The 22,499-nt window shown below is 70.1% G+C and carries 21 protein-coding genes; 13 read left to right on the top strand and 8 right to left on the bottom strand.

The genetic code is table 11. The annotated features are described in order from the left end of the window. Positions 1 to 85 precede the first annotated feature (85 nt). Positions 86 to 1,270, top strand: coding sequence for an SGNH/GDSL hydrolase family protein (locus ABD798_RS07950; RefSeq protein ID WP_344872184.1), 1,185 nt, complete (start codon positions 86 to 88; stop codon positions 1,268 to 1,270). 4 nt (positions 1,271 to 1,274) lie between these two features. Here the strand turns inward: ABD798_RS07950 and ABD798_RS07955 are convergent, their stop codons facing one another. After that, positions 1,275 to 2,744: a chitinase gene (locus ABD798_RS07955; RefSeq protein ID WP_344872186.1), complete on the bottom strand. Its 1,470-nt coding sequence runs from the start codon at positions 2,742 to 2,744 to the stop codon at positions 1,275 to 1,277. Between the two features lie 83 nt (positions 2,745 to 2,827). Next, positions 2,828 to 3,244, bottom strand: coding sequence for an NUDIX hydrolase (locus ABD798_RS07960; protein ID WP_344872188.1), 417 nt, complete (start codon positions 3,242 to 3,244; stop codon positions 2,828 to 2,830). Between the two features lie 18 nt (positions 3,245 to 3,262). Between ABD798_RS07960 and ABD798_RS07965 the strand changes: the two genes are divergently transcribed. Beyond that, the gene (locus tag ABD798_RS07965; RefSeq protein WP_344872190.1) at positions 3,263 to 4,042 is read left to right on the top strand and encodes an alpha/beta fold hydrolase; all 780 of its coding nucleotides are present in this window, start codon (positions 3,263 to 3,265) and stop codon (positions 4,040 to 4,042) included. Here ABD798_RS07965 and ABD798_RS07970 read toward each other — a convergent pair. Then, positions 4,039 to 4,359, bottom strand: coding sequence for a hypothetical protein (locus ABD798_RS07970; RefSeq protein WP_344872192.1), 321 nt, complete (start codon positions 4,357 to 4,359; stop codon positions 4,039 to 4,041). The two genes, ABD798_RS07965 and ABD798_RS07970, sit on opposite strands and share 4 nt — an antisense overlap. 161 nt (positions 4,360 to 4,520) lie before the next feature. On the opposite strand from ABD798_RS07970, the gene ABD798_RS07975 reads away from it, so the two are divergent. Both ABD798_RS07975 and ABD798_RS07980 read left to right on the top strand, forming a co-directional pair. Beyond that, positions 4,521 to 5,129, top strand: coding sequence for a lytic polysaccharide monooxygenase auxiliary activity family 9 protein (locus tag ABD798_RS07975; RefSeq protein WP_344872194.1), 609 nt, complete (start codon positions 4,521 to 4,523; stop codon positions 5,127 to 5,129). 151 nt (positions 5,130 to 5,280) lie between these two features. After that, a complete protein-coding gene (locus ABD798_RS07980; protein WP_344872196.1) occupies positions 5,281 to 5,904 on the top strand; it encodes a LysE family transporter in 624 nt (207 codons plus the stop codon). Between the two features lie 6 nt (positions 5,905 to 5,910). Here ABD798_RS07980 and ABD798_RS07985 read toward each other — a convergent pair whose 3' ends face one another. Beyond that, on the bottom strand, positions 5,911 to 6,828 hold the full coding sequence (locus ABD798_RS07985; protein WP_344872198.1) for a phosphotransferase enzyme family protein: 918 nt from the start codon (positions 6,826 to 6,828) through the stop codon (positions 5,911 to 5,913). A gap of 78 nt (positions 6,829 to 6,906) precedes the next feature. Here ABD798_RS07985 and ABD798_RS07990 point away from each other — a divergent pair, with 78 nt between their 5' ends. The 3 genes from ABD798_RS07990 to ABD798_RS07995 all read left to right on the top strand — a co-directional run bounded on the left by ABD798_RS07990 (position 6,907) and on the right by ABD798_RS07995 (position 7,935). Then, positions 6,907 to 7,197, top strand: coding sequence for a DUF6247 family protein (locus ABD798_RS07990; protein ID WP_344872200.1), 291 nt, complete (start codon positions 6,907 to 6,909; stop codon positions 7,195 to 7,197). A gap of 152 nt (positions 7,198 to 7,349) precedes the next feature. After that, entirely contained in the window at positions 7,350 to 7,781 is a 432-nt protein-coding gene (locus ABD798_RS37200; RefSeq protein WP_425549176.1) for a DUF3800 domain-containing protein, read from the top strand. After that, positions 7,756 to 7,935, top strand: a complete 180-nt coding sequence (locus tag ABD798_RS07995) for a hypothetical protein (RefSeq protein WP_344872202.1) — start codon at positions 7,756 to 7,758, stop codon at positions 7,933 to 7,935. The genes ABD798_RS37200 and ABD798_RS07995 overlap by 26 nt, the downstream gene beginning before the upstream one ends. Positions 7,936 to 8,080: 145 nt before the next feature. Here the strand turns inward: ABD798_RS07995 and msrA are convergent, their stop codons facing one another. Next, the gene (gene msrA / locus ABD798_RS08000; protein ID WP_344872204.1) at positions 8,081 to 8,668 is read right to left on the bottom strand and encodes a peptide-methionine (S)-S-oxide reductase MsrA; all 588 of its coding nucleotides are present in this window, start codon (positions 8,666 to 8,668) and stop codon (positions 8,081 to 8,083) included. 51 nt (positions 8,669 to 8,719) lie between these two features. Here msrA and ABD798_RS08005 point away from each other — a divergent pair, with 51 nt between their 5' ends. From ABD798_RS08005 to ABD798_RS08025, 5 genes are all read left to right on the top strand, one after another. Continuing rightward, positions 8,720 to 9,664 (top strand): glycosyltransferase family 2 protein, encoded by a 945-nt coding sequence (locus ABD798_RS08005; RefSeq protein ID WP_344872206.1) that lies wholly within the window; start codon positions 8,720 to 8,722, stop codon positions 9,662 to 9,664. A gap of 3 nt (positions 9,665 to 9,667) precedes the next feature. Next, positions 9,668 to 10,540, top strand: coding sequence for a hypothetical protein (locus tag ABD798_RS08010; protein WP_344872208.1), 873 nt, complete (start codon positions 9,668 to 9,670; stop codon positions 10,538 to 10,540). Beyond that, on the top strand, positions 10,533 to 12,092 hold the full coding sequence (locus ABD798_RS08015) for a hypothetical protein (RefSeq protein ID WP_344872210.1): 1,560 nt from the start codon (positions 10,533 to 10,535) through the stop codon (positions 12,090 to 12,092). The genes ABD798_RS08010 and ABD798_RS08015 overlap by 8 nt, the downstream gene beginning before the upstream one ends. A gap of 79 nt (positions 12,093 to 12,171) precedes the next feature. Next, positions 12,172 to 13,512 carry a hypothetical protein gene (locus ABD798_RS08020; RefSeq protein WP_344872212.1) on the top strand — a complete coding sequence of 447 codons (1,341 nt, stop codon included), beginning with the start codon at positions 12,172 to 12,174 and terminating at the stop codon, positions 13,510 to 13,512. After that, complete coding sequence (locus tag ABD798_RS08025; RefSeq protein WP_344872214.1) at positions 13,512 to 17,132, top strand: glycosyltransferase; 3,621 nt, start codon at positions 13,512 to 13,514, stop codon at positions 17,130 to 17,132. The genes ABD798_RS08020 and ABD798_RS08025 overlap by 1 nt, the downstream gene beginning before the upstream one ends. Here ABD798_RS08025 and ABD798_RS08030 read toward each other — a convergent pair whose 3' ends face one another. Continuing rightward, the gene (locus tag ABD798_RS08030; protein ID WP_344872215.1) at positions 17,133 to 18,161 is read right to left on the bottom strand and encodes a serine hydrolase; all 1,029 of its coding nucleotides are present in this window, start codon (positions 18,159 to 18,161) and stop codon (positions 17,133 to 17,135) included. It lies immediately after the preceding gene. A gap of 284 nt (positions 18,162 to 18,445) precedes the next feature. Here ABD798_RS08030 and ABD798_RS08035 point away from each other — a divergent pair, with 284 nt between their 5' ends. Further along, complete coding sequence (locus tag ABD798_RS08035) at positions 18,446 to 18,943, top strand: hypothetical protein (protein WP_344872217.1); 498 nt, start codon at positions 18,446 to 18,448, stop codon at positions 18,941 to 18,943. A 50-nt stretch (positions 18,944 to 18,993) separates the two neighbouring features. Here the strand turns inward: ABD798_RS08035 and ABD798_RS08040 are convergent, their stop codons facing one another. Then, complete coding sequence (locus tag ABD798_RS08040; protein WP_344872219.1) at positions 18,994 to 20,943, bottom strand: glycosyltransferase; 1,950 nt, start codon at positions 20,941 to 20,943, stop codon at positions 18,994 to 18,996. Beyond that, positions 20,940 to 22,289: a glycosyltransferase family protein gene (locus ABD798_RS08045; protein ID WP_344872221.1), complete on the bottom strand. Its 1,350-nt coding sequence runs from the start codon at positions 22,287 to 22,289 to the stop codon at positions 20,940 to 20,942. The genes ABD798_RS08040 and ABD798_RS08045 overlap by 4 nt, the downstream gene beginning before the upstream one ends. Positions 22,290 to 22,499 lie beyond the last annotated feature (210 nt).

Below are 22,499 nucleotides of genomic sequence, written 5' to 3' on the forward strand. Positions count from 1 at the left end.
GAGTATCGGACGTTATCCCGGTCAGTCCCGTAGAGCAACTGATCGAGGATTGACCGTCCGCGAAGGGCTGCGGAACAGTCACGGCATGCGTGCTTGGAGATCGTTCGTCACGGCGTTCGCGCTCGTGGTCAGCATGGTTCTGCCGGGCTCCGCGTCGGCGGCACCGGCCTGGGTCGGCTCGTGGACCACGGCGATGATGACGAGCACCACCACGGACATCACCGTGCCGAGCTACACCGTGCGCTCCGCCGCGCACATCAGCGTCGGCGGCTCGCAGGTCCGGCTGAGGCTGTCCAACCGCTACGGCGAGAAAGCCGCGGCGATCGGCCACGTGACGGCCTCGCTCGGCGGTGGTCCGGCCACGAACCAGGCCCCGAAGAGCCTCAGCTTCGGCGGCAAGCGCGCGGTCAGCATCCCGGCGGGCGGCGAGGTGCTCAGCGACCCGCTCGCGATGGCGGTCTCCCCCGGCGCGGACGTGCTGGTGAGCATTCACGTGACGGCTTCGCCGAAGCAGGTCACCTACCACCGCATGGCGAAGCAGGACTCCTTCATCGCGACGGACGCGGCAGACCACGCCGCGGACACCTCCGGCGCGGCGTTCACCAAGAAGACCGGCTCCTGGTACTTCATGACCGCGCTCGACGTGCAGTCCCCGACCGCGAACCGCAGCGTCGCCACGCTCGGCGACTCGATCACCGACGGCGCGGGCTCGACCTACGGCAACCACCGCTACCCCGACGTGCTGGCGCGGCGGCTGCTCTCCTTGCCCGCCAACGACCAGCGCGGAGTCCTCAACGCGGGCATCGGCGGCAACATGGTGCTCAGGGACGGCGCGAACGGACAGGCCGCGATCACCCGCGTGCGGTGGGACGTGCTCCAGCGGACCAATGTGCGCACGGTGATCCTGTTGGAGGGCATCAACGACATCCGCCGCGCGGGCACTCCGCCCACGGCCGCCGAGCTGACCGCCGGCTACCGCAAGATCATCGACGCCGCGCGGGCCAAGGGCGTCCGCGTGCTCGGCGGAACCCTGTTGCCGTTCAAGGGTTCCAACAAGTGGAGCGAGGCGCTGGAGAAGACCAGGACCGACGTGAACACGTGGGTCAGGACCAGCGGGGCCTTCGACGCGGTGGTGGACTTCGACGCCGTCATGCGCGACCCGGGTGACCCGCAGAAGATGCGGGCCACCCACTCCACCACCGACTGGCTACACCCCAACAACACCGGTTACGAGGCGATGGGCAAGGCCGTCGACCTGGCGAAGCTCTAGGGCCTCATCTGTTGAGATAGGCGTAGTGCTCCCGGGAGAACTCGCCGCCGTTGAACCGGTCCCAGTTGATCGACCAGCTCATCAGGCCGCGCAGGTTCGGGTAGGTCCCGCGCGGCTTGTAGGACTCGCAGTTCTGGCCCTTCATCAAGCAGTCGAGCACCTTGTGCACGGCGGCGACCGGGGTGTGCCCGTTGCCCGCGTTGACGCTCGCGGGCAGTCCCAGCGCGACCTGGTCCTGGCGCAGCCCCTGGAAGACGTTGCTGGTGTCGCCGCGCACCGGGAAGCCGCCCAGCACCATGTCGCCCATGGCAACGTGGAAGTCCACGCTCGGCATCTGCTTGTACTGGTTGTCCGGGGCCATGATCGGGCCGGAGTTGTACTGCTGCACGTGCAGCAGGGTCAGGTCGCCGCGCATCGCGTGGATCACCGGGAGGTAGGAGCCCGCGCGGTTGTCGGCGCCGCCCTGGCCGCCGTAGTGCTGGTAGCCGAGCTGCACGAAGAAGGTCTCCGGGGCCATCGTGAGCGTGAAAGCGCTGCCGTACTTGGCTTTCAGCGTCTTCAGCGCGGAGATCAGGTTGACGATCACCGGCGTCTTGGGGTTCTTGAAGTCGGTGTCGCCGGAGTCCAGGTAGAGCGAGTGCCCCTCGAAGTCGATGTCCAGCCCGTTGAGGCCGTACTTGTCGATGATCGCGCTGACCGAGCGCACGAAGGCGTCGCGCGCGGCCGTCGTGGTGAGCTGGACCTGGCCGTTCTGCCCGCCGATGGAGATCAGGACCTTCTTGCCCTGGGCCTGCTTCTGCTTGATGCCCGCGATGAACTCCGCTTCGCTCTCCACGTTCGGGCACTCCGCGACCGGGCACAGCGAGAAGCGCAGCTCGCCCGATGTCACCGACGTGGGCTCGGCGAAGGCGAGCTGGATGATGCCCCACTCGTTGGGCACGTCCTTCATGCGCACGTAGCCGGAGCCGTTGGCGAAGCTCGCGTGCAGGTACCCGACCAGCAGCTTGTCCCCTGCGGGCGGCTGCACGACCGAAGTCGTCGTCGTGGGCGGCGGAGTCGTCGTGGTGGTCGGCGTCGTGCTGCCCTCACAAGGGTTTCCGTTGATCCGGCAGTTCGCGGGCGAGCCGTTGCCGGTGGCGTTGAACCCGAAGGTGACGCTGCCGCCGACCGGGACCGCGCCGTTGTACTCGCGGTTGGTGAACGCGTAGCGCCCGTTCTGGTTGGTCTGCAAGGCGTCCCAGTACGCGCCGACGCTGCCCTGAGGCAGTTCGAGCTCGACCTTCCAGCCGTTCACGGCGCTTCCGGAGTCGTTGCGCACGGTGACCTGCGCGGTGTAGCCGCCGTCCCAGCTGCTCTGCTTCACGAAGGTCGCGGTGACCGATCCCGCGTACGCCGGGACCACCGCGAGGAAGGTCGCGCCCAGCAACAGGGTTGCCAGCGCGGCAACCCGAGCGAACAGGACTCGTCGAGCCACGTTTCCTCCCACCGGCGCAGGGCTGCGCGTCCTCTGCGGCGGCGGAGTGTTCACATGAGTGGACTAGACCACACCGAGCGCTGTCAAGGTCTAGACCACATCAGACCCGAAGCGACAAGCTCGTCCATGATCAGGCCGTCGGCGACCGACAGCAGGTCACGGCCGGTCGGACCGATCCAGCGCAGCTCGGCGATCTCGCCCTGCGGAACCGGCTCCCCGGCGAACTCCGCCGTGTAGCAAGCGGTTCGCACGAGCACGCCGGGCGGGAAGCCGTGCGCCTGCGCCTCGAAGACACCGAACCGCTGTGCGCTTTCGACCCGCACGGTGACGCCGAGTTCCTCCATCACTTCGCGCCGAAGAGTGTCCACATCGGACTCTCCAGGCTCGCGCTTTCCACCGGGGAGGTAGAACACGTTGTTGCCGGTCGAGCGCGCGGTGAGCACCTCCCCGGCTCGGATGTTCAGCAGGGCGACCCGGTCGATGAATCCCACGCTGGCCACTGTGCCAGGCTGCGCGGCATGCCTTTCGCGGAGATCAACGGGCAGCGGGTGCACTTCCAGGACAGCGGCGGCGAAGGCCTCGCGCTGGTGTTCTCGCACGGCATCCTCATGGACCACGAGATGTTCGCCGCTCAGCAGGAGCTGGACCGCGAGTTCCGGGTGATCACGTGGGACGCGCGCGGGCACGGGCTGACCGAGTCCGACGGGCGCCCCTTCAGCTACTGGGACCAGGCACGCGACTGCCTCGGCCTGCTCGACCACTTGGAGATCGAACAGGCCGCGCTGATCGGGGTCGCCGAGGGCGGTCTGACCTCGGTGCGCGCCGCACTGCTCGCCCCCGACCGGATCGTCGCGCTCGCGCTGATCAGCACGCTCCCTGGCGAGGAGTCACCGCGAGCGCGCGAGTTCTACGGCCAGATGTTCGGCAGATGGCTCACCGAGGGCCCGATCGACGAGCTGACAACGGTTTTCGCCGCTCTGACCATCAACGAGCCCGGCGAGAACGCGCGCTGGATCGCGAAGTGGCGCGAGCGCGACCGGGAGCTGGTCGCCGAGCCCGCGACGTGCCTGTTGGAGCGCGAGGACATCAGCGAACGGCTGCGCCAGATCCGTTGTCCCGCAGTGGTCATGTACGGCACCGCGGACCCGTTGTTCGGCGCGCAGGAGGCCGAGGAGCTGAGCGAGGCGCTGCGGTACTGCTTCGGTGTCGTACCGATCGACGGCGGTGCGCACGCGACTCCGCTGACCGCTCCCGAGCAGGTCAACGGCGCGCTGGCGCACTTCCTCAGCGAGATCTAGTCGAGCGCGAGGTCCTCGGGCCACGCAGCGACTGAGTCTTCGTAGTAGTACGCCTCCAGCATCGACAGATACCCGTTGTGCACGAACAGGAGCACGCCGCCGTCGGCCCCGGCGGCGGAGGCGATCATGCCGTTGGGCGCCGACGTTGCGCGGGTCCCGGAGGAGCGGTCGACGGCCAGGTCGACCGTGGGGCAGCCGCAGTCGCACCCCGACCCGGACTTGGTCGCGGGCAACTGCGCCAGCAGTTCTCCGTGCCAGGGCTCGGATCCGGGCAGCAGCAACCGCAGAATGCGCTCCACATCAGGGGAAAGTGCCATCTCGCTCCGTCCGCCGGTCCGATCGTAGTGGGCCAGCCAGCCCCGAGGTCTAGACCAAAGTGGCCCCCGAACGGCGGCGGATGTTCCCCCGCCCGGCGCTGTCCGCCCCCTCCGGCCGAATGTAACCATCGAAAGCGCTCCGCCGCCGGAGAGGGGCAGAAATGCTCAGCAAGCACTTCAAGCGGGCAGTCGGGGTCGCCCTGTTCGGCCTTATCCCTGTTTCACTCAGTCTGGTCACAGCAGGCACAGCGAATGCGCACGGATACACCCAGAGCCCGGCGAGCCGCAGTTACAACTGCAAGCTCGGCGTTGCCCAGAACTGCGGTCCGATCCAATGGGAGCCGCAGAGCGTCGAAGGCCCGAAGGGTTTCCCCAGCGCGGGTCCCGCCAATGGGAGCCTGTGCAGCGCGGGCAACGCGAGCTTCAAGCAGCTCGACGACCCGCGCGGTGGGACCTGGCCGGCCCCGACGCTGGCCAGCGGCTCGAACTACCAGTTCACCTGGACGTTCACCGCTCCGCACCGCACGACCAAGTTCCACTACTACATCACCAAGAACGGCTACAACCCGTCGCAGCCACTGACGCGGGATTCGCTCGAACTGACCCCGTTCAAGACCGTCGACTACGGCGGACAACAGCCTCCGACGACGTACTCGCACTCCGCGCAACTGCCGTCCGGCAAGTCCGGCAGGCATTTGATCTACGCGGTGTGGGACGTCCACGACACGGCGAACGCGTTCTACTCCTGCGCGGACGTCAATTTCGGCTGAGGTAATTCGCTTGGCCAGGGCGGAGGTCGTGCCGCAGACTTCGCGGCGTGACTGAAACCCGTATGCCTCGCGCGCAGACTTCCGCTTCAGCGGTTGGTGTGCGGCGACAGCAGGCGTTCCGGGGCCTCGGTCACGACCATCCGCGAAGGTCGTGACCGAGGTCCTGGTCGCTGGCTTGCTCGCCGGGTACGGCATCGCCGTGCCGGTGGGAGCCATCGCGGCCTTGATCATGAGTCTGAGCGCCAGGACCTCGTTCCGCGTCGGTGCGGCCGCCGCACTCGGCGTCGCCACCGCTGACGGCCTGTTCGCCGTGGTGGCGGTGTTGGGCGGAGCCGCGCTCGCCGGGGTCGTCCAGCCCGTCGCCGTCCCGCTCCGCTGGCTCGCCGCAGCCGTCCTCCTGGGACTCGCGGCGCGCACGGCGGTGACGGCGCTGCGGCAGCACCGCGCCCCGCCCGGCCAGGCCGACACACGGCCGACGACACCGCTGCGCGCGTTCTTCGGCTTCTTGGGGCTGACACTGCTCAACCCGCTGACGCTCGTCTACTTCGGTGCCCTGGTGCTCGGCAGGCAGCACGCCTTGGCCCTGGGACCGTTGGGGGACTTGGTGTTCGTGCTAGCCGCGTTCGTCGCTTCGGCGAGCTGGCAGCTGGTCCTCGCCGGTGGTGGCACCGTGCTCGGCCGCCTGCTCACCGGGCGGCGCGGCCGGTTGGTCACCGCGCTGGTGTCCAGTGCGGTGATCGCGGGCCTCGCCGTCGGGACACTGCTGTCCGGCTGAGCCAGCTCAGACAGGAAAATCGTCCGCCCTGACCTGGGCGAGGCCGATCAGGAACGAGCGCTGGCGCGCCACATGCCACTCGGAACTGTCGGCCATCGCCCAGGTCCCGAACTCCCACAACATGTAGTCGACCGCGTCCGGCCAGGCCGCGACCTCCGCGTCGGTCAGCTCGACGTGCGCCGAGTAGGCATCGCGGAAGGTGATCCACTCGGCCGTGGTGAACGGCTTGTCGGGCGTGTCCTCCATGTGGAACATCAACGCCGCCAACGCCAGGTCCAGCACGCGCGGCAGGCACTCACCGTTGTCCGGGTCGATGAGGACCGGGCCGTCGCCGGTGAAGACCAGGTTGTTGGCCTTGAAGTCCATAGTCGCGTCGACCACCGGCAGCCCGGCGTCCCTGATCGCCGGCAACGTCGAGCTCTCGAAGCCCTCCCCCAGCGGCTCCAGGCGCGCCATGATCGCGTCCAGGTGTTCCGGCGCGTGCTCACCGAACTTCTGACGCAGTTCTGGCAGGTCTTTCGCGGGCTCGCCGGGCTCGTACGTCGGCCACGTGAACGGCCTCAGCTCCGTGCCACCCAGCGCGTGCAACCGCCCCAACAGGTCCCCAGTCGCCGCGATGTCGGCAGGGCTCCCGTCGTAACGGCGCCCGTCCACCCACGGGTAGACCACCCAGTCCTCACCGTCCACCCGCGCCGGGTTGGCGGTGTCCAGCCGCACCGGCACCACCACCGGAAAGCCTTGTGCACTAAGGCGACGGCACCAGTCCGCGATCAACGGCGCCGTGCGCTTGAGCACCACCGCCTCGCCGTCGTGCTCCGCCCGGAAGACCGGCGACCACTGGTAGCAGGAGTGCCTCTCCGTCGGCCGCACCCCGAAGTGCTCGAACAACCCGGCCGCGTCGGCAACGGCGGCGAACTCTGTCACGCAACGAATCCTCAGCGGCTCAGCCATCACCCGCAACCAATTTGCGCTGGCACCTCCGCTTCGTGCCATCTTGGCTTCATGAAGCCGGTTCCCGCGCACGCCGACGAGCGACCGAACCACGTGACCTGGTCCGAAGCGTTCCCCTGGATCTCGGTGCTTCCCGAGGCCGACCGCCAGGAGTTCGCCGAGGAGTTCGTCCGGGTGTTCCGCGCGTGCGCCGAAGCGGACAACTGGTCACCGCTCGCGGAGACGTTGCACGCGTGGCGCACCACCGCCGAGATCCACTCCCACCCTGATCTCGTCAGGCAGCTCAGCGAACCACTGAACGACCTCGGCCCAGAGTCCTGGCGTCAGGAGATCACCGGATGAGCACGTCTCCATACACCTTCTGATCTGCGCTTTTGCCACCCTGGCAAGGTGGGGTCGCCCGCCCGGGAGTTGGTCCCACCCTGGAAGATCATGGTGATGATCACGAGAAGAACGGGGAGGGCGATGGGAGCTCTCCCGGTCCGACAAGGAAGTTGCTCCGCGTCTACGTCGACGAGACCGGAGACCGTGGAACCTCCGCCCGCTCGTCTCCGTTCTTCGCATTCGCGGCAGTTCTGATCCCTGACGAGGACGAGGCAGCGGTCCGTGCAGTGGTGCACGAGATCCGTTCCACGTTGAAGGTGCCGCCCAGCACCGCGTTGCACTGGAACAGGCACGTGAAGACATTTGCCAGACGCCAGTACGTGACGGGGCGGCTGAGGACGCTTCCCCAGCTCAGCGCCGTGTACGTGTTCGTCGACAAGGCAACACGTTCGTACTTCGCCAAGAAACAGCAGTGCGGAACGGCAGTCGGCCTTCCGTGGCGGTGCCTGCACTCCGTCCACTTCAGCGACCAAAACAGCGTGCGACGGACTCCAGGTCGCGGACCAGTACGCGGGAATGCTGTACGCCGCTTGTCACCCTGACGAGTTCGGCGGCTACGAAGCCGCTCATCTCCTCGCCACCAGGCACCAGCTGCGTCGAAGTCCGGCGGGTGCGGCGTGGGGGCGAGGGCTGAAGTTGCTCGGCGACGAACAAGCACTTCGCGGGCTGCCGTGGTGGCCGGCGGAGGGCCTGTGAAAACAGGGCCTTCAAGGGGGTCCGGGGTGCGTCATCCTTGCGGAAGGGTCTGGCAGCAGACCAAGCATTGTCCCCGCGACCTCCTCAGAGGCCCTGTGCGTAACAGTCTAGCTGGAACGGTTCGAGAAGGCCACGCGTGGAATCCTCACTCGGCGACGCCCAGCCCGACGGGGCAGGAGACGCCGGTGCCGCCGAGGCCGCAGTAGCCGTTGGGGTTCTTGGCGTCGGAGAGGTACTGCTGGTGGTAGCCCTCGGCGTAGTGGAACTCCCGCAGCGGCGCGATCTCGGTGGTGATGGGGCCGTAGCCGGCCGCCGAGAGGGACTTCTGGTACTCGTCGCGGCTGGCCTCGACGACGGCCTTCTGCTCGTCGGAGGTGTAGTAGACGGCGGAGCGGTACTGGGTGCCGATGTCGTTGCCCTGGCGCATGCCCTGCGTGGGGTCGTGGCCCTCCCAGAAGACGCGGAGCAGCGCCTCGTAGGAGATCTGGGCGGGGTCGAACACCACGAGGACGACCTCGGCGTGGCCGGTGATGCCCGCGCAGACCTGCTCGTAGGTGGGTGAGTCGGTGCGCCCGCCCGCGTAGCCGACGGCGGTGGTCCAGACGCCGGGGGTCTGCCAGAACAAGCGCTCGGCGCCCCAGAAGCAGCCCATGCCGAAAACGGCCGTCTGCGTGCCCTGGGGGAAGGGCGGCTGGATGGTCCGGTCGGGGAAAACGGCGTGGGTCGCGGTCACGGTTCCAGGGTACGCGCGCCGGGACTGCGGTTAACGTGCAGAATCCTCCGCGTGCCGACCCTGTCCGTCCTCGTCCCCGCCAAGGATGAACAGGACACCATCGCCGAACTAGTCCGCCAGCTGCACGAGAGCCTCGACCCCGGCTTCGACTGGGAGGTCGTGTTCGTCGACGACGGCAGCACGGACAAGAGCTGGCGGGTGATGTCAGAGCTGGCCGAGGCGGACGACCGGGTCCGCGCGCTGCGCCTGCGCTGCAACATGGGCAAGGCGGCGGCGCTCGCGGTGGCTATCCGGGAAGCCAGGGGCGAACTGCTGGTGACGATGGACGCGGACCTCCAGGACGACCCGGCGGAGGTGCCGAGGCTCGTCGCGCGCCTGGACGACGGCACGGACCTGGTGAGCGGTCACAAGAAGGATCGCAAGGACCCCCTGTCGAAGCGGCTGCCGTCGAAGTTCTTCAACACGATCACTGGTTGGGTGACGGGGCTGCGGCTGCGGGACCACAACTGCGGGCTGAAGGCCGGGCGCCGCGAGGTGTTCACGACGATCCCGATCCACGGCGAGCTGCACCGCTACGTGCCCGCGCTGGCGCACGCGATGGGCTTCCGGGTCGGCGAGGAAGCGGTGCACCACCGGGCGCGCGAGCACGGGCGGTCGAAGTACGGCTTCGAGCGCTACCTGCGCGGAGCGCTGGACCTGCTCACGGTGGTGGCGCTGACGAGGTACGGACGCAGGCCGGGCCATCTCTTCGGAGGCTTGGGCGCCCTGTCGGGCCTGGTGGGGACCGTGATCCTGCTCTACCTGACCGGGGTCTGGGTCTTCACGGACCAGTCGATCGGCACGCGCCCCCTGCTCACGCTCGGCGTGCTGCTGGAGATCCTGGCCGTGCAGCTGGTGGGGCTCGGGCTGATCGCGGAACTGGTGTTGGCGCGAACGCTGCAGAGCGAGGAAGTCGAACGGTTCGTCGTCGATCGCACCACGGACGCGGATCGCTAGCTGATGCGCAAAGCCCTGCCCCAGATCCTGTTCGTGGTGGTCGCGGTCACCGCCGCCGCGATCGGCTTCCACGACCGGATTCCGGAGGTCCTCGCGGGCTTCGAGCGCATCGGGTGGGTGCGCGCGGTGGTCGCGGCGGCGCTCGCGGGGCTCGGGTTGCTGGCGACCTCGCGGATGTGGGCGGCGGGCCTGACCGCCTTCGGCCACCGTCTGTCCACAGTGGACACGTGCGGGGTGTTCTTCCCCGCGCAGGTCGGCAAGTACCTCCCGGGCCTGGTGTGGCCCTACGTCGCCCAAGTTCGCTTCGCCGCGCGGCACGGGGTCCCTGCGGCGGTGACGCTCGGCGTCGGAGCGCGCTTCCTGGCAGTGCACCTGGTCAGCGGCGTGCTGGTCGGAGCGGCTCTGCTGCCGGGCCGAACGGACCTCAGCCTGCTGATCGCGGTGCCCGCGCTGGCGCTGCTGCACCCCGGAGTCCTGACAGCGCTCGTGAAGCGCATTCCCGCCAAGCTCGGGGCGCCGGAGCGGCTGCCGATGACGTGGTCCTCGGCAGGGGCCGCGCTGGCGTGGATGGTTCCCGCGTGGACCGCCTACGGGCTGAGCGCGTTCGTGCTGGTAACGCCGTTGGCACCGGCGGACGACATGCTCGGCGTGGCGGTGACCTGCACCGGCGCCTTCGCGATCGCGTGGGTGGTCGGGCTGGTGGTGGTGATCGCCCCGGCCGGGCTCGGCGCCAGGGAAGCGGTGCTGATCGCGGCGCTGGCTCCGCTCGTCGGCGGTGCGGAAGCGGCCTCGGTGGCGTTGCTGTTGCGGCTGTGCCATACGGTCGCCGACATCGCGCTGGCCGTTGGATTCACGAGGGGGAACCAGGGTGAGTGACAAGCGAGCCGCGGCGGTGCTGTCCGCGGTCGCGGCGCTGCCCGTGATCGTGACGGTCTTCGAGGTGCTGCGGTCGTCACGGCTGAACTTCGCGGACTACTGGTGGTTCGTCGAGGGCGCGACGCATCCTGACGGCACCCTCGACCCGGCGGGCCTGCTCAAGCAGCACAACGGGCACCCGACCTTCATCCCGCGCCTGTTGTTCTGGGCGGAGGCGCGGTACCTGGGCGGCAACAACCACGTCCTCGGCCTGCTGACCGTGGTGTTGTCGCTGGTCGTGCTCGTTGTGCTGCACCGCATGCTTCCCAAGGACCTCAGCGTCACGAGCCGCTTCGCGCTGACCGCCGCGTTCTCGTTCCTGCTCTTCGGCTCGCGCGAACTGGAGCTCTACGGGGTCGGTGTCACCGGAGCCACCTGGCTGCTCATGGCGGTGCCCGGCGTCCTGGCGGTGTTCTACGCGCAGCGCGGGCGCACGGTGCTGGCGATGATCGCGGTCGCGGTGGCCTGCGCGTGCTTCGGAGCCGGATTCGCCCTGTGGCCGATCATCGCGCTCATCGCGTGGCTGCGCCGAGACGCGCGGTGGCAGGTCGTGGCCCCGCTGGTGGTCCTGGTGCTCGCGGGTGGTGCTTGGGCGCTGTCCTTCAAGACGGATTCGTTGCAGTCACCGCATCCGCTCGGCCCGGAGAACTACCTGTCGGTGATCGCGGGGACGCTCGGGCAGCAGTGGTCCTACAAGGACGCGGACATGGCCGTCCTGGCGGGCGCGGTGATCTGCGTGTTGCTGTTCTGGCTGGTCGCGGCGGTGCTCAAGCATCGCAGCGCCGAGAACGCGGCGTGGGTCGGGCTCGGCCTGTGGGGCTTCCTGATCGGAGTGATGATCGCGATCACCCGCGTCGGTTCCGGGGTGGACGTCGCGCTGGCCGGGCGTTTCGCCCTGGCGCCGATGCTGACCACCGCCGCGATCCTGGTGCTCTTCGCGGTGCACAAGCCGGGGTTGCCGGTGCTGGCCTACGCGCTCGTGGTGTGCGTTGCGACCTACGCGCTCGGCACGCACCTCGCGACGGCGGTCCGCGCGCTGTACTTCGACCAGCGCGTCCTGGAGGTGGCCATGCACGTGGGCGCCACCAAGACGATCGAGGAACTCGGCTCAACCCCGACCGTTGTGAGCCGTCTCAAAGGCATGCGCAGCTACCCCTTCAACGACGACTTCGGCATCGGGTGCGGTGCGGAGCTCGGCGCGAAGGTCGGTCCGCTGCGTGAACTGCGCACCGGGGCGGTCGATTCGGGGCCGATCACCGGGGATGCCAAGATCTCTGGCTGGGCCGTGGTCGACGGGAGGCCCGTCGACTGCGTTCTTGTGGTGGACGGAGCCGGAATCGTGCAGGGTGGTGGCGCCGTCGGCATGCCGCGCCCCGACCTGCTGGGCGCGCTCCAGACCAGACAGGCCCGGCTCGGCTGGCGGGCGGTGGCGATCCCGGGGATCGCGGGCGCCTCCGTCGTCGTCGGGTCGGGTGGCGTGCTGTACCGGTTGCCCGCGGTGCGGGACGCCTGAGAAGAGCCGGATGAGGGGCCCAGTCCCCCTTCGGCAGAATTACCCCAAGCTTCGCCGACAACACCACTAGGGGGTGCCTGTGAGCTGGCAGGAAGAGCTGCGCAGCCTTGACGCCGAGCTGGCGGCCGGCAACATCTCGGCCGACCAGTACCGCCAGCGCCGGGACCACCTGCTCGCACAGGCCTCGGCAGCCGGTCCGACGCCGAGGCAGCCGGAGCCGAGCAGCGGCGACAACCCCTTCCCTCCGCCGTTCCGGTGGGAGAACTCCGCGCCCGCGGAGACCGAGACGACGCAGATCATCCAGCCGATCCGCGACGACACCCCGGCTCCCGAGTCGAAGCCCGAGCCCAAGGCCGAGGACAAGACCGAGGCACCGGCCGAGGACGAGGCGCCCAAGGAGGAGCCGCCCGCGGACGCGACCCAGGTCGTGGCCCCGAGCAGTGACGCCACCCAGGTCGTCCGGCCCGTCGGGGACGCCGACCACACCCAGGTGGTCAAGCCGGTCGGGGACAACGCCGACCGCACGCAGGTGGTCTCCGGCCAGCACAGCGCGGGCGACGCGGACCGGACGCAGGTCGTCCCCGGCGCCGGCCAGCAGGCCTACCAGCAGTACCCCGGCCAGCAGCAGGGCAGCCCGTGGCCGAACCACCCGCAGCACCAGCAGCCCTACCCGCAGCAGCAGCCGCACGGCTCCACCCCGCCGTGGGCGAGCAACGACCTGCCGCCGGACTTCGGCTCCACCTCCGCGTGGCCGCGCCAGGGTCCCGAGGTGTTCGAGAGCAACAGCGGCTCCAAGACCGGCAAGATCATCGCGATCGTGGCCGCGGTGGTGCTGCTGGTCGGCGGTGGCCTCGCGGTCTGGTACTTCACCAGTGGCAGCGGTGGCACCGAGCAGCCTGCCGCCTCGTCCTCCGCGCCCCCGCCCGCGCCGACCACCACGACGCCCCCGCCCAAGCCGAAGCCGAAGGGCGGCCAGTTCGTCGACCTGGAGGGCGAGCTGCGCGCGAACATGACGCACGGCATCGACTCCGCGGTCACCGCGAACGTGCCCACCCCCGACGAGGTGAAGGTCCTCAAGGACGCGGGCGCGACCGAGGTGCTGGGCTACGGCACCGACGACAAGGGCGTGAAGGTCGGCCTCTGGGAGTTCAAGGCGGGCGCCGACTCGCTCCAGAAGGTCCTCGACGAGATCGACAAGATGTACGCGAACGCCGGTTTCCAGCCCTACACGGGCGCGGGGACGCCGGAGTCGGTGAAGGCCCGCGTCAAGACCGACACCGGTGGCGCCACCTACCGGGCGCACTACAAGACCGCGACGTCGGTCGTGCGCGTCGAGGCCTTCGGTCCGGACGCGGCCGCCGCGGAGACCGCGTTCAAGGCGCTGATCGAGCGCCAGCTCAAGCAGTACCCGCCGGCGTAATGGCGGAGCGCGACGACGAGGTTCGCTACGCCGACGGCGCCGAGGACTCGGTGCTGTCGGCGTTGCGCGCCGCCGAGGACGTGTCCTCCGGCTCCGACGAGCTGGCCGCGCAGGCCGTCGGGTGGGAGCTGAACTACCACTTCTCCCCGCAGCGCCAAGGGTTGCTGGCCCCGCTGAAGCTCCGCGAGGGGGTGCGCGCGGCGGACCTCGGCTGCGGCAGCGGAGTGCTGGCCAGGGGGCTCGCCGAGGCCGGGGCGCACGTCCTCGGCGTCGAGGGCGTCCCGAGCCGGGCGGAGGCCGCGCGCGTGCGCTGCCAGGACCTGGCCAACGTGGAGATCGTCACCGGCCGCGTCGAGCAGGGCCTCGCCGGGCGCGACCCGTTCGACCTGGTGCTGCTGTGCGGCCTGCTGGAGCACACGGCGGGCGAGCCGGACGGCCCGGAGAACACCCTGCGCAGCGCGGTCGGCGCGCTCGCCGACGACGGTGTCCTGGTACTGGCGATCGAGAACCAGCTGGGGCTGGGCTACCTCGCCGGGCGCCACGAGGACCACCACAGCACCCCGTGGGTGGGGCTGGCCGACTACCCGGTCGGCAGGCGCAGCCCGCGCACGTGGGGGGCCAAGAAGCTGGCCGAGATGCTCGCCGGGCACGGCTTGAGCGCTCAGCGCTGGCTGGTCCCCTACCCCGACTACAAGCTCCCCAAGGTCGTGCTGGACGGCCGGGTCTTCAACCGCCCCGACGCGGCCGAGCTGATCGACAAGCTCGTGCGCGATCCCCTCCAGGGGGCCTTCGGCGGCAACGACGCGGTGGTCTCCGGCCGTGCGCTGCAACGGGTTCTCGTCGGCGAGGGGCTCGGCCTGAGCACCGCGCCGTGCTTCCTGATCGTCGCCGCGCGGTCGGGGGACGCGATCCGCGCGCACACCCAGGACCAGATCGGCTGGCTGGTCAACAACTCGCGGCGCGAGACCTATCGCCGAGCGCGGGTGCTCTCCCCGCAGTTCCGCCTGGAAACCGTTGGCGGAGCGCGGGAATCGGCCGACAGCTGGCTCCGCCACCAGGTCATCGCCGAGGAGCCGCTGGTTCCTGGGCGGCCGTTGGACGCGCACCTGCTCGACGCGCTGCACGCCGGTGACCAGCAGGAGCTGGAGCGGTTGCTGCGGTTGTGGCGCGAGGTCTGCCACGCGGGCGCGCGACCGTTGGCCGAGGACGACCTGCTGCACCCGTTCCTCCCCGGGCGGCCCGGTGTTCCCGTGCTGCCGCCCGACCACCTGGACATCCACCCCGGCAACGTCGTGGTGCTGCCGGACGGCTCGACCGCGCGCGTGGACCGCGAGTGGCTGGCGGGCTCCGGTGTCGACGCCGAGCTGGCCGAGCTGCGCGCGCTGCTGGAGTTCTGCCGCGAGGTGGTCACCAGCCGCGCCGCGCACCCCTGGCAGGACGCGATCACCCTGCGCGGGCTGTTGTTGCGGCTCTGCGAGCCGATCGGGCTGCGCGAGGCCGCGGAGAGCCGCTGGGACGAGCTGGTCAGCGCGGAGTCGGTCTTCCAGGAGCTGGTGACCGGCAAGGCCGCCGCGACCACCTCCGACGCGATCCGGAGCGAAGCCGAAGCCCTGGTGCTGCCGCCGCTCTGGGACGTCCTCGGCGGGCTGACCACGCTGCGCGAGCGCCTTGCCGCGCTGGAAGCTGAGCGCGTCGGGTTCGAGGAGCTGCTGCACAACACCCGGGTCGAGGCCCAGCGCGCCGAGGAAGCACTCGCGGTGCGCATGGACGAGATCGAGCAGCTCCGGCACAGCCTCGAAGTGGCCAAGGCCGAGGCGGTCAAGCTCGACCGCCGCATGGGCATGGCCATGCGCGAGCTGGCGGCTTCCGCCCAGCAGGAGACCCGTGCGCGGGCCGAGGCGCAGCACGCGCGCCAGGAGGAGGCCGCGATCCGAGCGGCGCTCGAAGGCATGGCGCAGCGGCTGGAGCGCACGCGCACGCGGCTGGACCAGCTGGAGGCGTCGAAGCTGGTCAAGCTCGGGCACCGGCGCTTCTGGCCGACCGCGAGGGCCCTGCGCGGCGCCCGTGATCTGGTGCTCGGCCGGGCCGGTGAGGAGCCGGACGCGGTGCTGCGCAAGGTCGCCAAGCACGCTCCCGGCCTGGCCGCGGTGGTCGGCGCGGTCGCAAGGCACCGTTCAGGAGCGGCCCGTGAGGGAGCGCTCCGGTTCCACGTGGAACTTCCCGACAAGCCCGTGCACGTCGGTCTCGGTCAGGTCGTGGAGTTCACCGGCTGGGTGTTCCACGCCGACCTGCCGCTGCGGGCGGCGTGGATGATCTCGCAGGGCCGCGAGCACCCGGTGAGCCTCGGCTACCCGCGCCCGGACGTGGTGGCGGCCTTGTCCCCCTTGGGTTTGCGCGTCCCGGACGGCAGCGGCCTGCGGGTGCGAGTGCCCGTGCGCGCACTCGCCGCCGAGCAGCGCGTTGACCTGGCGCTGCGGGTGGAGCTGGTCGACGGCACGGTGCTGGAGCGCCAGTTGCCCGAGTTCACCGCGCTGCCCGGCACCGGCGCGCAGCCGTTGACCGTGACGTGGCCCGGAGCCGGGCAGAAGGTCGCGATCTGCATGGCGACCTACTCGCCGAGCCGGGAGTACCTGGAGCAGCAGCTCGACTCGATCCGCGCGCAGACGCACACGAACTGGGTGTGCGTGCTGTGCGACGACGCTTCGCCGGAGCCCGCGCGCAAGCTCATCCGCGAGCTGGTCGGCGGCGACCGGCGCTTCGTGTTCGTGGAGAACGACGACAACGTCGGCTTCTACCGGAACTTCGAGCGGGCGTTGATGCTGGTGCCCGCCGACGCGGACGCGGTGGCGCTGAGCGACCAGGACGACGTGTGGGACCGCGACAAGATCGCCACCCTGCTCGCCGAGCTGGCCGATCCCGAGGTGCGGCTGGCGTACTCCGACATGCGCCTGGTCGACCAGGACGGCAGGCACCTCGCCGACTCGTTCTGGCACCGCAGGCGCAACCAGTGCGACGACCTGCTGGCGTTGGCGCAGCTCAACACCGTGACCGGCGGCGCGTGCCTTGCGCGGGCCGATCTCGTGCGCGAGCGCGTGCTGCCGTTCCCGCCCGGGACTGTGTCGGTGTTCCACGACCACTGGCTGGCCGTTGCCGCGCTCGGCGCTGGGCGGATCGCGTTCGTGGACCGACCGCTCTACTCCTACCGCCAGCACGGCGACGCGATCACCGGCCACCGTGAGGACGACCTCGACGAGGGCCTGCCGCCGCTGTCGAAGCTCGCGATGTCCGTGGTGGGACTGGGAGATCCGCTCACCGACGAGCAGCGCGCGCGGTTGGACGCGGTCGCGGAGTACGAGCTGACGAGGCTCGCACAGTTCGCCACGGTGCTGCTGCTTCGCGACTCCGGCAGGCTCACCGGTGAGGTGCGGGAGCGGCTGCTGGAGCTGGTGATGGCCGACCGCAGGGTGAAGCCGCTGTACGAGCTGACCCGGCTACCGGAAGCCACGCGCGCGGTCACGGCGGGTGCGGAGAACCTGTTCCTGGCCGCCGCGCTCCGCCAGCGCGTGGAGTCGTCCCGCCGCCTCGACCTGCCCCCGCGCCCAGCACCTCCGCTGGACTGATCAGCCGCCGTTGACGGGGACGTAGGCGCGCATGCGGTAGCTGCGGGCGGAGCCGCTGTGCAGCCTGGAGACCGCGTCGAGCATGGCGCGGCCCAGGCGGGCGCGGGCTTCGAGTGCCGGGTGTGTGCCGCCGTAGTTGGCGTCGTTGGCCGCCGCGTCGCCGGTGAACGCGCCGGTGGCGAAGACCGCGTAGGTCAGCATCGGCTTGGCGTTGCCGTCGAAGATCACGCCTGCTTCGTGCCGGTCGGAGTTGAGCCAGCCCGCCTTGGTGGCGACGCGCTCGCGCTCGGCGGTGGACATGGTCCTGCGGACGCCGTCGATGTAGCCGTCCTTGGAGCGCAGGACGTCCAGGATGAAGGTGGTCGAGTCGGCCGACACAAGCTTGCCCGCGACCAGCTGCTCCAGCAGGGAGTGCGTCTCGCGCGCGGTGGTCTTGCCGAGGTAGAAGCGGTTCGGGTTGGCCACCGGGATGACCTGGGTCTGCTCGAATCCCTTGGCGCGCAAGATCTCGTTCAGCTCGGCCGCCGGGCAGACCAGGCCGCACAGCCGCACGGCGGTGTCGTCGGAGACCAGCAGCAGCGCGGCGAGTGCGGCGGCCACGGTGATCTGGTCGCCGTAGACCTTGTGCAGCCGGAAGATCCCGTCGCCGTCCTTGATGATGATCTCCGGCGTGAGCGAGACCTTTTGGTCGAGCCTGATCAGCCCCCGGTCGACCTTGTCCAGCACGGCGACCGCGACAGCGATCTTGTTGACGCTCTGCGCGTTGACCACGGTGTCGGCGTTGTCGTCGACGGCGGGGATCACCCTGCCGTCCGGGTCGACGATGCTCACGTGCGAGGACCAGGTGCCGCGCGCCCGCCGGGTCTCCCTGCGGTAGACGAAGGAGATCCTGGCGCGGGCCCTGGCGGCGTCCGGCGGGGTCACGTCCTCGGGGGCCTCCGCAGGCTCCGCCGAGGCCGGGGAGGCGGTGGTGCCGAGCATCGCGGCTGCGGCGAGGCCGAATGCGGCCCTGCGTCGGATCGTGGCCATGTCGCGGAGCACCTTCCTCGGCGTGCGTGCGGACGCACACATCTACCATTCACGAGCACTTTTCGCCCACACGTCGACGTGGGCCGAAACCTGCCAATGCGAATAGTCACCAGTTTCAGCTACACCTGAAATACCCGAACGAGAACCTTGAGACGCCCGGGATGAGCACTTGGTTGGGTTCGATACGAGAATTCATCAAATGTGATTCCAGGCGTGTAACCAGCGGATATGTCGGGTAGAACTGAAAGCGAGACATTCGCCGCCAGCGCAAGGAGAGATTCGATATGAATCGCAACACCGTTGTCCGTGGAATCACCGCAGCCGCTATCGCTTTCGGTGGCCTCGCCGTTGCCACCTCCGGTGTCGCCTCCGCCCAGACCGTCGCACCGTGCACCGGCGCCGACCTGACCGTCACCGCGAGCGACGGCCAGCAGGGCCAGGACCCGCTCCACGAGCAGCTGGTCGTGGAGTTCAAGGCCAAGGACGGCGTGCACTGCCAGCTCAAGGGCCTTCCCGGCGAGCTGACCTTCTACAACGAGGGCAAGCCGGTCCCGGTCACCCCCATGGTGAAGCCCGCGGAAGCGGCCGTCATCGACGTGACGGGCACCGACACCGCCACGCTCATCATCGACATCCCGAAGACCGAGGGCGTCCTCACCTTGCCCACCGACGAGGTGTCGTTCAAGCTGCCGTCGGCCAACGCCGACGTGATCCGCCTGCCGTACACCGCCGGTGTCGCCGACACCCCGACGATCTCCCCGGTCGTCGGCCCGGTCGGCTGACACACCTGAGCGCGAGGCCCCGTCCGCACTGCGCGGGCGGGGCCTTCTCGCTATCGAGGAACGGGACAGATCCCGCAGTCCAGCAGGACTTTCGCCATGCTGCGGCGGAACCCGTCCTCGGAGAAGTGCTCGCGGCAGATCCGCAGCATCTCCTGCTGCACGTCGGACCACAGCTCGTCGTCGCGGAGCATGCGGTCGCACAGCTCCACCATCTCCGCAGGGGACTCGCCGACCAGGTGCCGCGCGTAGGCCCCGAGGTGCAGGCCCTCCGCACCGACCGGCGTGGTGACGAACGGCAACCCCGCCGACATCGAGTCGACGAACTTGATCTTCACGCCGGCCCCGAAGCGCATCGGCACCACGTGCAGCCGCGCCGAGCTGAGCCACGGCCTCGGATCGGGCACCCGGCCGACGACCTCGTTCAGACCCCCGTGCAGCGCGAGGACGTTCGGCGACGGGTCGGCTCCGACCACGCGCAGCGTCAGGCCGGGGTGGCGCAGGCGCAAGCCCGGCAGCACGTCCTCGGCCAGCTCCAGCACCGCGAACTCGTTGGGCGTGCGCGGGGTGTTGTCGAAGCCGCCGAAGAACACGATCCCTTGGCGCCCTTCGACCCCGGGCACGTCGTCGGGGGTGACGATCGGGTAGCAGGCGACGTGCGCGGGCGTCTCCGGAGCGACCCGGCGCGCCCACTCCGCCTCCTCCTCGCTCACGCACACCGCGACGTCGGCCCAGCGGAAGGCGCTCTGCTCCTCCTCGCGCAGCCGTGCCGCCTCGATCGCGTGGTGGCGGCGCTCCGCCGAGTCCACCGAGTGCTCGAAGTGCTGCTCGGGGCGGCGGTGGAACAGCGCTTCGGAGTCGTACACGCGGATCGCCTGCGGCTGGCTGCGCGCGATCGGCACGCCGTAGTTCGCGTAGTTGTGCGGGCGGAACGCCACGATCACGTCGTAGAGCCCCGCGCGCGAGCGCGACCAGGCTTCGAGGTCGGTGACGCCGTGGACGATCTCCACACCCTTGGCGTGCCAGCGCGGCGCGTACTCCTCCACGCGCTCCGCCGAGACCGCGAAGAAGGTGACGCGGGCGTTGGGGTGGCCTTCGATCCACGAGTCGACCACGGCGGCGGTGCGCGGGTCTCCACGTCCACGATCCGCTTGCGGCACACGGTCATCGATGAGCAGGACGCGGTAGGGCGCGTTGCGGTCGCGGAGCCAGAGCGCGCGGTGCGGCCACTCGTCCAGCGAGGTCACGGCGGGTCGCTTGGCCAGCTCATCGGCCCACCGCCGCTGGAAAACCCCGTGGTTGAGCCGCATCAGCTCGTTCGCGCGCTCGGAGGAACTGCTGCCATGCCGCGCGTGGTCCACAGTGGACTCCGGGATGACCCAGGTCTGCCAGCCTCGCGCGCGCAGGGCCAGCTGGAGGTCGACGTCCTCGAAGTACGCGATCTCGTACTCCGGCGAGAAGCCGCCCGTCTGAAGGAATGCCTTGCGGCGCACGATGAGGCAGGCCGCCGACGCGTAGTCGACCTCGCGCGGGAAGGAGGCGTCCTCCCAGGCGCGGCACCAGCCGTCACCGCCGATGAGGCTGCCGGACTCCTGGACCGAGCCGTCGGTGTTGAGCATGACCGGAGCGACCGCGCCCACATCGGCACGACTGTCCAAAAAGGACAGAAGTGGCTCCAGCCAGCCGTCGCGCACCTCGACGTCGGCGTTGAGGAAGCACACCAGCTCGGTGCGCGCGTGCTGCACGCCGAGGTTGCACCCAGCGCCGAACCCGAGGTTCTCCGGCATCCGCAGAACCGTTGCGCTGAGACAACGGGTCGAGCCTGCAAGCAGCTCTCCCGAAAGGTTCTCCGCCAGCCACTCCCCCGTCCCATCGGGCGAAGCGCTGTCAACGACGACCACGTCGTAGGGCGCGGGCGTGTGCTCGGCGAGCTTCTTGAGGCACGTGACGACCAGCTCGCGCCCGCCGTAGGAGACGAGGACGAAGGTGAGCCGCGGAGTCACGAGCCCTTGATCTTTCCGTAGACCTCGCGCACCGGCTGCGACCAGCGCAGGAGCTTGGTGTTGCGCAGCGCGTCCAGCTCGCGGCTGTCCAGCGCGAGGCGGTCGATCTCGTTGCGCAGCTCGCGGAACTGGGTCTGCGCCACCGCCAGCTCGTTGCGCGCGCGCTCGGCGTCGGCCTTCGCGTCGGCGACCTCGTGCCAGGCCTCCGCGAGCGTGTCGCTCAGCTTCTGCCGCTCCACGAGCATCCGGTCACGCAGCCGCCACTGGGCGTGCCGCAGCGCGTTGTTCTCCTCCGCCAGCTCCGCGATGCGGCGCGTCAGGTCGCCCCCGCGCGCGGTGAACGCCTGCTCGATGGCGGCGGCGACGCGGTCGAAGTGCGTGGAGACCGCGCGCTTGGCGTGCTCGGACGGCGCGGAGAAGCGCAGTCCCGCGCTGATCGCGTCGGTGATCCGGTCCGCGCGGTCGACGATCTGCTTCGGCGAGCCGAACTCCAGCGCGGGCCAGCGCTGCTCTCCGGTCGGGTCGAACAGCGCCCACGGTTTGCCCAGCGCCGCGGAGGCGGCCGCGACGTGCTCGTCGGTGGCGATGACGGCGCTCGCCGCGTTGAGCAGGGCCAGCTGGTCCTCCAGCACGAGCCCGCTCGGCATCTCCACGACGTGGTCCGCCGCGAGGAACTCGCGCACCGCGTCCACCGGCAGCTCCGCGCTCTGCACGACGACCACACCGCCGTTCTCGGGCAGCACGCCGAGCTGGCGCAGGTGCTGGGCGCGCGTGCGCAGCGCGTCCGCGTCGACCAGGCCGTCGAGCAGCAGCGCCGGGTGCGGCACCACGGGGATGTCGCCGGAGAGCCCAGCGGCGGCGAGGCGGTCGCAGGAGCGGCGGTCGCGCACGGTCAGGTACGGCTGCCTGGCCAGCGCGGTGACCAGCTCGACCGGCGGTTCGTCTGCGATCCGCACGCAGCTGCTGATCAGCGGGTGGGTCCGCTCGGCGTCCGGGTCGAGGCCCTCGGTGAAGTAGGAGTGGGCGGTGCCGTCCGGGTAGGGCCAGTCCGCGCGGGCCGCGCCGAGCGGGAAGGCCGGGGCCAGCACCGAGGCGTCGGCGGAGGCGGCGATCTGCTCGATCCGCTCCGAACTGTGGTCCCTGAGCGGCGCCGCGACGTACCCGCCGTCCTCCGGGATCGGCCGTGTCCAGCCGAGCGGGGCGTACCAGGTGGCCCGCCAGCCCGGGAGCCGCCGCAGCAGCTCCCGCTCGGTGAGTCGCGCGATGAGCTGGTCGCCGAATCCGGGCAGGTCGGAACTGGTCCAGACGGCGAAGGCCCCGATGGTTCTCGACGTGGGTTCCCGCACGCGCCGAGCCTAGCGCCCGCTGGTTTCCCCGTTTCGTACTCCTGGTGGCCTCACCGCAGCCCGGTTTCCCCGGCCGCCGAGGGGACTTCTCCGCGCGGGGACGGGGTGGCCGCGCGGGCGCTCCGAAGATCAACGATCTTGGGCATCAACCGTCGGTCGACCGTGGATATCTGGGCAACTTATCAACAGGCTGTCGCCGAACGGACGCTC

This window comes from Allokutzneria multivorans (assembly GCF_039537405.1).
In the GTDB taxonomy this organism is placed as follows: Bacteria; Actinomycetota; Actinomycetes; order Mycobacteriales; family Pseudonocardiaceae; genus Allokutzneria; species Allokutzneria multivorans.